The 14,032-nt window shown below is 42.5% G+C and carries 7 protein-coding genes; all 7 read left to right on the top strand.

All coding sequences use genetic code 11. The features are described 5' to 3' along the window. Positions 1–152 precede the first annotated feature (152 nt). Positions 153–1,019 carry an ABC transporter permease gene (locus RIN70_RS09410; RefSeq protein WP_003012448.1) on the top strand — a complete coding sequence of 289 codons (867 nt, stop codon included), beginning with the start codon at positions 153–155 and terminating at the stop codon, positions 1,017–1,019. Continuing rightward, complete coding sequence (locus RIN70_RS09405; RefSeq protein ID WP_021154011.1) at positions 1,016–1,780, top strand: ABC transporter ATP-binding protein; 765 nt, start codon at positions 1,016–1,018, stop codon at positions 1,778–1,780. The genes RIN70_RS09410 and RIN70_RS09405 overlap by 4 nt, the downstream gene beginning before the upstream one ends. A gap of 926 nt (positions 1,781–2,706) precedes the next feature. After that, on the top strand, positions 2,707–3,249 hold the full coding sequence (locus tag RIN70_RS09400) for a hypothetical protein (protein ID WP_003008952.1): 543 nt from the start codon (positions 2,707–2,709) through the stop codon (positions 3,247–3,249). 203 nt (positions 3,250–3,452) lie between these two features. Beyond that, on the top strand, positions 3,453–5,114 hold the full coding sequence (locus tag RIN70_RS09395; protein WP_195623596.1) for a ribonuclease J: 1,662 nt from the start codon (positions 3,453–3,455) through the stop codon (positions 5,112–5,114). Positions 5,115–5,184: 70 nt separating this feature from the next. After that, complete coding sequence (locus RIN70_RS09390; RefSeq protein WP_195623595.1) at positions 5,185–5,967, top strand: alpha/beta hydrolase; 783 nt, start codon at positions 5,185–5,187, stop codon at positions 5,965–5,967. A gap of 170 nt (positions 5,968–6,137) precedes the next feature. Further along, positions 6,138–7,595: a glutamate--tRNA ligase gene (gene gltX / locus RIN70_RS09385; protein ID WP_195623594.1), complete on the top strand. Its 1,458-nt coding sequence runs from the start codon at positions 6,138–6,140 to the stop codon at positions 7,593–7,595. A gap of 235 nt (positions 7,596–7,830) precedes the next feature. Then, positions 7,831–14,010 (top strand): accessory Sec-dependent serine-rich glycoprotein adhesin, encoded by a 6,180-nt coding sequence (locus tag RIN70_RS09380; RefSeq protein ID WP_313790561.1) that lies wholly within the window; start codon positions 7,831–7,833, stop codon positions 14,008–14,010. Positions 14,011–14,032 lie beyond the last annotated feature (22 nt).

The raw sequence follows: 14,032 nt of genomic DNA, 5'->3' as shown, positions 1-14,032 counted from the left end.
TAAAAGCTTATAGAACCCTCCTGCTCTAAATAATCAGGAGGGTTCCGTTTTATTTTTAAAAAGCTGGTGATCCAAGAAATATTGTGAATTTCCTATAGGTTCTCTTCCATATTTATGTTACAATTAAACTACTATTATCGAAGGGAGAAACTATGATTAATTCAATTGTTTCACAAGGTTTAATTTGGGCCATTTTAGGGTTAGGAATCTTTATGACCTTCCGAATTCTAGATTTTCCAGATATGACGACAGAAGGGTCCTTCCCGCTTGGAGGAGCGGTGGCGGTGACCTTGATCACAAAAGGGGTCAATCCGCTTATAGCGACTCTGGCTGCTATTGGTGCAGGATGCTTAGCGGGACTCGCGACGGGCCTTCTCTACACAAAAGGGAAAATCCCCACGCTTTTGTCAGGGATCCTTGTGATGACGTCCTGTAACTCGGTTATTCTCTTTGTCATGCAGCGGGCTAATCTGGGACTTTTGGGCTATAAAAAAATTCAGGAATTTCTTCCTTTTGCCAGTGGGTTCAATGAGATCCTGATTGGTTTAATTTTCGTAACGCTTGTGATCCTTGGTTTGATCTTCTTCTTGGATACACGCTTGGGTCAAGCCTATATTGCGACAGGGGACAATCCAGACATGGCCAAAAGTTTTGGGATCAACACCGACCGGATGGAATTGATGGGTTTGGTCATTTCAAATGGGATTATTGCTCTTTCTGGTGCACTGATGGCCCAACAAGAAGGCTATGCGGACGCTTCACGTGGGATTGGTGTCATCGTTATCGGGCTTGCCAGCCTCATTATTGGAGAGGTTCTCTTTTCAAATGTCACCTTGACAGAGCGCTTGCTCAGTATTGCAATCGGTTCAATCGCCTACCAATTTTTGATTTGGGCCGTGATTGCACTTGGCATCAATACCAGCTATATCCGAATCTTCAGTGCCTTGATCTTGGCTATCTGCCTGATGATTCCAACCTTTAAGGGAAAAATCATGAAAGGAGCGAAACTCAGTAAATGACAGCAATTGTAGAATTAAAAAATGTAACCAAAGCTGTGAGCAATGGGATGAATGAAGAAAAAGTCATTCTGGATGATGTCTCCTTGGAAATTCGAGAGCATGATTTTATCACGATTTTAGGGGGCAATGGAGCTGGGAAATCAACCCTCTTTAATACCATTGCTGGGACACTTCCAGTTAGTAGCGGGAAAATCTATATTCTAGGGGAAGATGTGACCAACTACTCTCCTGAGAAGAGAGCTAAGTACTTATCTCGTGTCTTTCAAGATCCTAAAATGGGAACAGCGCCTCGTATGACAGTGGCAGAAAATCTCTTGGTAGCGAAGTTTCGTGGAGAGAAACGTGGTTTGATTCCGCGTCACTTGGCAAGCTATAAAGAAGAGTTTCAGACAGTTCTTGCTAAGATCGGCAATGGCTTGGAAAATCATATCGATACAGCAGTTGAGTTTCTATCAGGGGGGCAACGTCAGGCTTTGAGCTTGTTGATGGCGACACTAAAACGTCCAGAACTTTTGCTATTAGATGAACACACTGCAGCCTTGGATCCGAAAACCAGCCAGGCTCTGATGACCTTGACGGATGAGTTTGTGAAACAAGATGCTCTCACTGCCCTTATGATCACCCACCATATGGAAGATGCTTTGAAATATGGCAATCGCTTGATTGTGATGAAAGATGGACATATCGTCCAAGATCTCAATCAAGAAGAAAAAGCCCAAATGGCCATCGCAGACTACTATGAATTATTTGAGAAAGAATAAGATACAAAGGGCGTAGCGGATACAGTCAAAATAGGGAATACGACGCAGAATCTTCAGATTCTAGGAGGATTCATCTTTTTGACACAATCCGCAGCCCGTGTTCATTTAATAAGATACAAAGCCCGTAAAATGCAAAGTGGAAATAGGGAGTAGGACAAAAGCTATATCGTTTAGATTGTTTTATGTGGAAGTAGTTTGTCTGCATGCTAGAGAGTGGGACAGAAATCGGTAATTCGTTAGAATTCGATTTCGTCGTCCCACCTCCGCACAGTTGAGTAGGGCTGTAAAAGCTGATGCAGTCAGCGTAGTATAGCCCACTCAACCACTGCGTCTTGCTCGACAATCCAAAAATAATTGAGAGGCTAGGACTTTTGTCCCAGTCTCTTTTCTTTTTCTTAAATCATCTATAAAACCACATAAAAATAGGAACTAGTTTCAGCTGAAATCGCTTGCAATTACTCAGGTAGGTGAGTATAATATAGTTAGAAAGATGAAGAAGGGATTGATACCAATGCCTTATCGAGTTAAAATTTAGGTTACTTCGTTTTAGGCCTGTTTTGCTGATAGTTGTTCATGCTCTTATCGTAAAAGAGCAGTTATGTCGTGTGTGTCGGATCGGTTGGACGGTCGGGCAAGCCTGCTTAGTTTGTCCGGAGACATAAGAAAACGTGGAAATAGTAGGTAGAAGCTTTTTATAAAGGTTTTCAAACTTCAATGCGTCCAGTCGAAAGCTCATAAATTTAGATTTGGGATAGCAAAGAAAACCTCTGGTATTTTACACAAATACTATTAAATGAAATCAACATCATAAACATTGTTTTGTTAGCCAATAGGTTAATTGCACCAAGTCAGCGAAGCAGACCAGGCCTCTAGTCCCGTAAGACTGGAGGCCATTTTTTATAAAATACCCAGGAGGAGGTGAGAGTATGGGATTGTCGTATGCGCAAGAATATAGTTGCCGTGACCATTTTCGGCAAAGAGCTTTTGAGCGCTTTGGCGTAGATGATCAGCACCTGAACAGGTGGATCAACCAACACCTCCCCTCCCTCTCTCCTTATGATAGTAATGTGGTTCAACCAGCTAATACAGAAGCCTATGTAGCCAGTGATGGTGTCATCTTTGTCTGCAATATCAAAAGTCGGGAATTTATCACCTGTTTTAAGGCGGTTAATTACCATGAGTCTAAGGAAGAAGAGGAAGCTTATACGGACATTCACGAAAGCAATGTCGCTTCTTTCAAAAAAGACATGAACCACTTGGTCAATCGCTATCGACTCAAGGAAGCCAAGGAGCTGTTTGAAAACATTGGGGAGGATTTGGATGACTTTTATCGCCTGTCCCAAACGGTCAAAAACGGCCAATTGAGTGAACGAAATAGTCAGCGCCTAGAGGAATTGCTGAGCAAATTCCATGTGATCAAGGCAGCCATGCGGATCATTGAAAATAAACGGGGAGATTATCATTTTTAGGGTCTTTTCCCCCTAAAAATAGGCGCCTAGAAGTCCTCTCATCTACTTTAGATGAGAGGACTTTTTTGCCGTGGAAAGCTTTTTGAAAAAAAGAGAAAAAAATTGTATAATAGAGTGGATATGCAAGTATTTGCAAAGCTGTAATTCGACTTGGGTGACCAAGGACCGTAAGTATTAAAATAATCACACTAAAGGAGACAACAGTGAGTAGTATTAAATTAGTCACTCTTGGCGGTGTTCGAGAAAATGGGAAAAATCTCTACGTTGCCGAAGTGAACGATTCAATTTTTGTCTTGGATGCAGGTTTAAAGTATCCAGAAAATGAGCAACTTGGGGTGGATGTCGTCATCCCCAACATGGATTATCTATTTGAAAATAAGGACCGTATTGCGGGTGTTTTCTTGACCCACGGTCACGCGGATGCCATTGGGGCTTTGCCTTATCTTTTGGCTGAAGCAAAAGTCCCTGTATTCGGGACAGAGTTGACCATCGAGTTGGCTAAACTCTTTGTCAAAAGCAATGACAGTGTTAAGAAATTCAACGACTTCCATGTCATCGATCAAAATTCTGAGATTGATTTTGGTGATGCCGTCGTATCTTTCTTTCAAACTACCCACTCCATCCCTGAAAGTATCGGGATTGTGATTGGCACTCCTGAGGGCAATATTGTCTACACAGGAGACTTTAAATTTGACCAAACTGCCAGTGAGTCTTATGCGACGGACTTTGCTCGCCTAGCTGAGATTGGACGCGAAGGCGTGCTCGCTCTCTTGAGTGACTCGGCCAACGCGGATAGCAAGATGCAAGTTGCTAGTGAGCAAGAAGTGGGCGATGAAATCCTGGATACCATTGCGGACTGGGATGGTCGTGTCATCGTAGCGGCGGTAGCCAGCAACCTTTCTCGGATCCAGCAGGTCTTTGATGCTGCAGCTGGGACTGGCCGCCGGGTGGTCTTGACAGGGTTTGATGTGGAAAATATCGTCCGCACAGCCATCCGCTTGAATAAATTATCTCTTGCCAACGAAAAACTCTTGATCAAGCCAAAAGAAATGAGCCGTTTTGAGGATCATGAATTGATCATTTTGGAAACAGGCCGGATGGGTGAGCCGATCAACGGTTTGCGCAAGATGTCTATTGGCCGTCACCGTTATGTGGAAATCAAAGATGGGGACTTGGTCTACGTTGTCACAACACCATCTATTGCTAAAGAAGCTGTGGTGGCTCGTGTGGAAAACATGATCTACCAAGCAGGTGGCATTGTCAAATTGATCACGTCAAGCTTGCGCGTGTCTGGTCACGGAAACGCACGGGACTTGCAGTTGATGATCAACCTTCTTCGTCCTAAATACCTCTTCCCGATCCAAGGGGAATACCGCGAATTGGATGCCCATGCACGAGTAGCGATGGAAGTCGGTATCTTGCCTGAAAATATCTTTATTCCAAAACGCGGCACTGTGATGGAGTACGAAAAGGGGGACTTCGTCCCTGCCGGTAGCGTCTCAGCTGGAGATGTCATGATCGATGGGAATGCCATTGGTGATGTGGGCAATATCGTCCTTCGTGACCGCAAGGTCTTGTCAGAAGACGGGATCTTTATCGTGGCGCTCACCGTGAATCGCAAAGAGAAGAAGATTATTTCCAAAGCGCGCGTGCACACCCGTGGTTTTGTCTATGTCAAGAAGAGTCGGGATATTCTTCGTGAAAGTTGCGAATTGGTCAACCAAAGCGTTGAAGACTATTTGGCGCAAGACAGCTTTGACTGGGGTGAGTTAAAAGGTTTGGTACGCGACAACTTGTCTAAGTTCTTATTTGAACAAACCAAACGCCGTCCAGCCATCCTACCAGTCGTGATGGAAGTGAAATAATAGAAGAAATGGAAACGCTTGGCGGCCCGAGGCTTGCCGAGTGTTTTTAACAGTAGAAAGAGGAAATCAAATGGCAGTTATGCAGATTGAGTATTATTCAGAAGCCTTGAAGATGGAGTGGGGCGTGTCCGTCCTTTATCCTGATGCATCGCGCGTGGAAGATCCAGCGGATACGGATATTCCAGTCCTTTATCTCTTACACGGGATGAATGGCAACCACCACTCTTGGTTGAAGCGAACCAATGTGGAGCGCATTTTGCGAAATACCAATCTGATCGTGGTCCTACCTAATACCAATAATGGTTTTTACACAGATACCCAGTATGGTTACAACTACTACACAGCCATTGCGGAGGAATTGCCAGAGACTCTTTCTCGCTTCTTCCCTAATATGACCAAGAAACGGGAGAAGACCTTTATTGCTGGTCTATCCATGGGTGGCTATGGATCGATGCTCTTGGCTCTCAAGACCAATCGTTTCTCTCGTGCGGCTAGTTTTTCCGGTGCCCTAAGTTTCCACGATCGAGATTTTGAAAACAATGACTTGGAACAACCAGCTTTTTGGAAGGGGATCTTTGGAGAGATTGAGGATTGGACGACCAGTCCCTATTCGCTAGAGACTGCTGCCAAGAAGTTTTCAGATAAGAAGACCAAACTCTGGATCTGGTGTGGGGAGCAGGATTTCCTTTATGAGGCCAATAATTTTGAAGTCAAGGAACTAGAAAAGTTAGGTTTGGATGTCACCTATACCCACAGTCCAGGCAAGCACGAATGGTTCTACTGGGAACGTGAGTTGGAGCACTTTTTACAAACCCTACCAATCGACTTTGAATTAGAAGAACGGTTAAGCTAAGATACAAATAGATTGGATATCAGTCAGAGCATTTGTTCTGGCTTTTTCATATATATAGGAAGAAAGGCTAGAAAGGTCACTTATTCATTTCAGTCCTGCTTTCTTTGTGGTATAATAGGAATGATTGAAAAATGAGCTAGAAATAGCGAACAAGATAAGAGGAGAGAAAAATGGCAAAAGATATTCGTGTGCGTTATGCACCAAGTCCAACAGGGCTACTACACATCGGAAATGCTCGTACAGCATTGTTTAACTACTTGTATGCGCGTCACCATGGTGGAACCTTTATCATCCGTATCGAGGATACAGACCGCAAACGTCACGTTGAAGACGGAGAACGTTCCCAGCTTGAAAACCTTCGTTGGTTGGGCATGGACTGGGATGAAAGTCCTGAGACGCATGAAAACTACCGCCAGTCTGAACGTTTGGAACTCTATCAAAAATACATCGACCAACTCTTGGCTGAAGGAAAAGCCTACAAATCTTACGTCACTGAAGAAGAGTTGGCAGCGGAACGTGAACGCCAAGAAGCAGCTGGGGAAACACCTCGCTACATCAACGAATACCTTGGCATGAGCGAAGAAGAAAAAGCAGCTTACATCGCAGAACGTGAAGCAGCAGGTGTGATTCCAACGGTTCGTTTGGCAGTGAATGAGTCAGGTATCTACAAATGGCATGATATGGTCAAAGGTGATATCGAATTTGAAGGTGGCAATATCGGTGGGGACTGGGTTATCCAAAAGAAAGATGGTTACCCAACTTACAACTTTGCCGTTGTCATCGATGACCACGACATGCAAATCTCTCACGTCATTCGTGGAGATGACCACATTGCCAATACCCCAAAACAACTCATGGTCTATGAAGCTCTTGGTTGGGAAGCACCTGAGTTCGGTCACATGACCTTGATCATCAACTCTGAAACTGGTAAGAAGTTGTCTAAACGTGACACCAACACCCTTCAATTTATCGAAGATTACCGTAAGAAGGGCTACCTTCCAGAAGCAGTCTTTAACTTTATCGCTTTGCTTGGTTGGAACCCTGGTGGGGAAGACGAAATCTTCTCTCGCGACGAACTTATCCAGCTCTTTGATGAAAACCGTCTCAGCAAGTCTCCAGCAGCTTTCGACCAAAAGAAAATGGACTGGATGAGCAATGAGTACATCAAGAATGCGGATCTTGCGACTATCTTTGAAATGGCCAAACCGTTCCTTGAAGAAGCAGGTCGTTTGACAGACAAGGCTGAAAAATTGGTTGAACTCTATAAACCACAAATGAAGTCAGTGGATGAAATCGTACCATTGACAGACCTCTTCTTCTCAGACTTCCCAGAATTGACAGAAGCAGAGAAAGAAGTCATGGCTGGTGAAACCGTGCCAACTGTACTTGAAGCCTTTAAGGCAAAACTTGAGGCCATGTCAGACGATGAGTTTGTGGCAGAAAATATCTTCCCACAAATCAAAGCAGTTCAAAAAGAAACTGGGATCAAAGGGAAAAATCTCTTCATGCCAATCCGTATCGCCGTTTCAGGTGAAATGCATGGTCCTGAATTGCCAGATACCATCTACTTACTTGGACGCGAAAAATCCATCCAACACATTGAAAGCATGTTGGAAAAAATCAGATAATTATCAGAAAAGTCCCAATTAAATGGGGCTTTTTGTTTTACCTCTAAAGTCAAAGTATTATAGGTTTTTCAAAAAAATGCCCCGGTTTAACAAATTGATCCTACTGAAAACGATTTTATTACTATCTAAAACAAAAATTATAAAAAAATAGCAATAATTAAGGATAATTGCTTCCAAAAATCGACAGATTAGTCTATAATGTAAGGGAAATAAAAAATGTAATAAGGAGACAGAAATGTTTTTTAAACGTTCGAACGGTGAATTCCGTGAAACGGATCGTGTGACTCGTTTCAAATTGATCAAATCAGGTAAAAACTGGTTGCGTGCTGCGACTTCTAACTTTGGTCTTTTGAAAGTCATTCGTGGTCAAGTCGAAGAGACTGTTGTAGCTGAAGTGCGTGAAGACGCAGTATCAGTGAAAGAAATGACAAGCCGTGGCTTGCTCAAAGGGATCGTAGCAGCTGGTGCTGTTCTTGGTGCAGCTACAGTAGCGAACACTGCAAAAGCAGATGAGACAGGATCAGATGTTGCGACTGCATCTGAGCTTTCAAGTGAGGCTCTTGTAGAACAAGGAAGTACAGTACTTGGTACAACTTCAACAACTGAATCTCAGTCTGAATCAACAACTGAGTCAACAACAGAATCAGCTAGCGCTTCTGCATCTGCAAGTGCTTCAACCTCTACAAGCGTATCTGTATCTCACTCAGCTTCATTGAGCGAACAAGGTTCAGCAGAACTTTCAGCAGCTTCAAGCGAATCAACTGTAGCAGCTGGCTCTGAAGCAAGTGTAGAAAGCACTACAACAGTAGCGAAAGCTGAAGATAAAGTTGTTTTGGAACAAAACACTTCAGAAGCAGCATTGTTGAACAAGATTGCAGGAGACTACTCAGCAACTGTTTCAGCTCCAGAAAAGAAAGCAGCACTTGAAGCTGCCATCGCTAAAGTTCAAACAGAATTGACAGCAAGCAACAGCTTGATCAATGCCAATGCTTCAGCTCAATCATACGCAGACCAACGCGAACGTTTGAGCAAGTCAGTAGATGACATGATGGCAACCTTGACTGCAGCAGGATTTACTGGAAACACAACAGTAAACGGTGCTCCAGCAATTTCAGCTCAGTTGGCACCAATCTCAACATCTACTTCTGGTAGTGTAGCTACTAAGCCGGTTATCTCAAATGCAAATGGTGCAACGATTGAAGATGCAGCCTTCAATGAAGCTGGTTATGCTTTGGATCCAAACACAGATCGTTTCACTTTCGGTGTATGGCAATTCCTTAAAACAAACCAAGCTACTGGTGCTAAAACAAACTTTGATTACTACGCTACACTTTCAGTGGACCGTTCAGCAATCACAGGTAGCCTTTCAGCTAACCCAGATGTTTACTTGCGTATCGTTAAGAAGTCTGATGGTACAGAAGCTTACACTCGTACTATTCATGCTGGAGAAAGCAATATCTCACTTCCAAGCTACATCACCAACAACAACTCTGATGTAACCAACACTTTGACATACGCACCTGCTAACGGAACTAATCCAGGTAACGTAACCTTCTCATTGGTAAATGCGAACCTTGAGTATGAAACACTTCAAATCCGTGATACCAACTACCCAGGTAACCAAGGTGAAGACAAACAAAACGTTCAAACTTCTGTTCCTTATGCGAAAGCTGATCAAACAACTTACTATAAAGTCGTTGACAGTAGCAAGTACACAGAAGGTCAAACATACAAACCAACTGGAAATGAAACAGTTCTTGCAAGCTATACTCAAACCGGTCTTGCAGGGCAACAATTCACAGCTTCAGGAAATCGTAATATTGAGGGGTACAAACAAGTTCCAGCAACAACAGACGCAACTCAAAAAACATCTGGTATCCTTGGTAAGGGTGTTGTCGGTCAAAAACTGGTCGAACTTCAAGGTGGAGCAAACCACTACTACGTAAAACGTATCTCTGAAATCGTTGATACTGATGGCTCAACTGTAACGAAATTCTACGCTCTTGATCCATCTCAGGTTAACAACTTTGCGACATCAGATATTGGTACTGAAGATGTATCGAAGTACACACTCATCTATACAAGTAAAGTTAACAAAGCTGCTGAAGAGTGGAAAGCTGATGAGACAAAAGTTACAAAAGTAAACAGCAAAAATGGTGACTACTATATTGAAGTCAACGAAACAGCTGGAAGTAAATCACTCATTATCACTGGTTGGCAGTCTGCTACTGAGACAGATACTTATAAACAAATGGACGGAACTCTACATACTTATCCACGTCCATTCAAAGGTGCTCCAAGCACATCATTGACACCTGCCGGAGCTGGTAATAACAGTTACAATGTCATTGCTGGTAAAGTTCCAGAAATCCAAGCAGAAGGATCTGTTGCGAATGACCCAACAGCACCAAATGGTAAAGTATACTCTACTTTGAAGGGTTATTCATCATTCTCTAATAACTACTCAATTACATCAGCGGTTAAACCTTCAACTGATGTGAACTATTACTTTGTTAAGTCAGATGAAAAAGGAAGTGTTTACGTTCACTATAAAGATACTGAAGGAACAACTATTAAAGCTTCAGTAACAGATGAAGATAAACAACCTATCAACAAAGCATATGACACAGTAGTAGATAACCGTCCAGATACAATTGAGTACAACGGTAAAACTTATGAGTTGGTACCAGCAGGTACATATACTGTTGGTCAAGTCGACTCAGATGGTCACCTTACAACTTCAGATGATGTTAAAGGTTCAGTTGCTAAAGAAGATAAAAATGTAACGTATATCTATAAAGTGAAAGAAACACCAAAAGAAGGTGAAGTTGTTATCACTTATGTAGATACGAAAGGTAACGAAATCCAAAAATCTCGTCAAGATACACCTAAATCTCCATATGATACACCATATGATACAACTGAAAAAGGTGAAAAACCAAATATCATCAAGACCACTGATGGTAAGACATATAAGATTGTACCTAAAGGTGATTACCCAGTAGGAGATGTTGATGAAAACGGTCATTTGAAGTCTTCAGACCCTATTACTGGTAAAGTTGACAAACCAAAATCAACCATTACTTACGTTTATGAAGAAGTTGGAAGTGTCTTTGTTCATTATAAAGATATTAACGGAAATACGATCATGGGATCTGTTATTGATGAGCAAGATCAACCACTTGATAAGGATTATGATACTGTAGTAGATAATCGTCCTAAAGAAATTAAATTTGAAGGTAAAACTTACGAACTTGTAGAAGCTGGTAATTACCCAGTAGGTCAAGTTGACAGCCAAGGTCACTGGACAGGTGATGATGATACGACTGGTAAAGTGGCTTCAGGTGAGAAGAATGTTACTTATATCTATAAGTTGAAAGACGAATCTCAATCAGATTCAGGTTCAAATTCAGCATCAGAATCAGCTTCACAATCATTATCAGAAGTTGTATCTAACTCACAGTCTGTATCAGAACAAGCTTCTACATCATTGTCTGAATCAGTACAGGAATCAGCATCGGTATCAGCATCTGAGTCATCGTCGTTGAGCACGTCGGCGCAAGAATCAGCAAGCCAATCAGCATCAGAATCAGCGTCAGTATCGGCATCTGAGTCAGCATCGTTGAGCACATCAGCGCAAGAGTCAGCAAGCGTATCAGCAAGCCAATCAGCGTCATTGAGTACATCGGCTTCAGCATCAGCATCTACTTCAGCAAGTCAATCAGCGTCATTGAGTACATCGGCTTCAGCATCAGCATCTACTTCAGCAAGCCAATCAGCGTCATTGAGTACATCGGCTTCAGCATCAGCATCTACTTCAGCAAGCCAATCAGCATCATTGAGCACATCAGCTTCTGAGTCAGCATCAGTATCAGCAAGTCAATCAGCGTCATTGAGTACATCGGCTTCAGCGTCAGCATCAGTATCAGCAAGTCAATCAGCATCATTGAGCACATCAGCGTCTGAGTCAGCAAGCGTATCAGCAAGCCAATCAGCGTCATTGAGCACATCAGCATCAGCATCAGAATCAGCTTCGCAATCTGTTTCAGAATCACAATCAGCTTCAACAAGCCAATCAGTTTCTGAATCAACATCAGCGTCTGAGTCAGCATCAGAATCAGCTTCAACATCAACGTCTGAATCTGTTTCAGCATCTGAGTCAGCGTCAGCATCATTGAGCACATCAGCGTCTGAATCAGCAAGCGTATCTGCGAGCCAATCAGCGTCATTGAGTACATCAGCGTCTGAATCAGCAAGCGTATCTGCGAGCCAATCAGCATCATTGAGCACATCGGCTTCAGCATCAGCATCTACTTCAGCAAGCCAATCAGCGTCATTGAGTACATCAGCGTCTGAGTCAGCTTCTGTATCAGCTAGTCAATCAGCATCATTGAGTACATCAGCGTCTGAGTCAGCTTCTGTATCAGCTAGTCAATCAGCGTCATTGAGTACATCGGCTTCAGCATCAGCTTCTGTATCAGCTAGTCAATCAGCATCATTGAGCACATCAGCTTCAACATCACTTTCTACATCTGTATCACAATCAGCATCTAACTCTTCATCAAATTCTGAAAGTGAAAAACCTCAAGGTGAAGTTATTATTACTTATATCCGTGAGAATGATGGTAAGGAAATTAAAGTCCAACGTCAAGATACTCCTAAGTCAGACTACAACACGCCTTATGACACTACTGAGAACGATGAACAACCTAAGTACATTGAGTTTGAAGGTAAGAAATACGAACGTGTACCGGCTGGTGATTATCCGGTAGGTAAAGTTGATAGTGAAGGACATCTTGAAACTTCTGATCCAATCAAAGGTAAAGTAGAAAAACCAGTTTCTAAGATTACTTATGTTTATAAAGAGGTTAAAGAAGATCCAACGAAACCTAAAGAAGGTGACGTAATCATCACTTACGTAGACGAAAATGGTAAAGAAATTCAAAAACCTCGTCAAGACACACCAAACTCACCATATGACACACCATATAACACAACTGAGGAAGGTGAAAAACCTAATACTATCAAGACTCCAGACGGTAAGACATACAAGATCGTACCGAAAGGTGACTACCCAGTAGGTAAAGTTGATGGCGATGGACACTTGGAATCATCTGATCCAATTAAAGGCAAAGTTGATAAACCACGTTCAATCATCACTTACGTTTACAAAGAAGTGAAAGAAGATCCAACGAAACCTAAAGAAGGTGACGTAATCATCACTTACGTAGACGAAAATGGTAAAGAAATTCAAAAACCTCGTCAAGACACACCAAACTCACCATATGACACACCATATAACACAACTGAGGAAGGTGAAAAACCTAATACTATCAAGACTCCAGACGGTAAGACATACAAGATCGTACCGAAAGGTGACTACCCAGTAGGTAAAGTTGATGGCGATGGACACTTGGAATCATCTGATCCAATTAAAGGTAAAGTTGATAAACCACGTTCAATCATCACTTACGTTTACAAAGAAGTGAAGGAAGAACCAACTCAACCTAAGGGTAGCGTATACGTACACTACAAAGATACTGAAGGTAATACCATTAAAGAATCAGTAACAGATGAGTTAGACCAACCAGTAGGTAAAGACTACAACACTGTTGAAGACAACCGTCCACAGTACATTAGATTCGAAGGTAAAACTTACGAAATCGTACCAGTCGGAAACTACACAGTTGGTAAAGTAGATACTCAAGGTCACCTTGAATCAACAGACCCAACAACTGGTAAAGTGGTTGAAGGACGTAAAGACGTTACTTACATCTACAAACTTGTCGAAGAACCTGTACAACCTAAGGGTAATGTATACGTTCACTATGTAGATGAAAATGGTAACACTATCAAGACTTCAGTAGTGGATGAAAAAGACCAACCAGTAGGTAAAGACTACGATACAGTTGTGGATAACCGTCCTAAGACAATCACAACTGCAGATGGTAAAGTCTATGAATTGGTACCACAAGGTAACTACCCAGTAGGTAACGTTGACGGTGAAGGTCACTTGACAACAACTGACCCAACAACTGGTAAAGTTATCGAAGGTGATAAGAACGTTACTTATGTTTACAAACTTGTGAAGACTCCAAACGTTCCAACACCAAACACTCCAGTGCCACCAACTCCAACACCAAATACTCCGGTGCCACCAACTCCAACACCAAATACTCCGGTAGATCCAACACCTAATAAACCAATGGATCCAACACCAAACACACCGGTAGATCCAACACCTAATACACCAGTGAACCCAGTTCCTGAGCAACCAGCTAAACCAGCTCCAGCTCTTGAACAACTTCCAAATACTGGTGAAACAGGATCTGTAGCTTCAGCTCTTCTTGGAGCAGTTGCAGGGGTTGCAGGGGTTGCAGCACTTGGAAGCCGCAAAAAAGAAGATGAAAAATAATCTTCTATCCTAATTTGATTCG

It is taken from the genome of Streptococcus parasanguinis (assembly GCF_032163505.1).
Lineage (GTDB): Bacteria > Bacillota > Bacilli > Lactobacillales > Streptococcaceae > Streptococcus > Streptococcus parasanguinis_V.
This window is presented reverse-complemented; position numbering and strand designations above follow the sequence as displayed.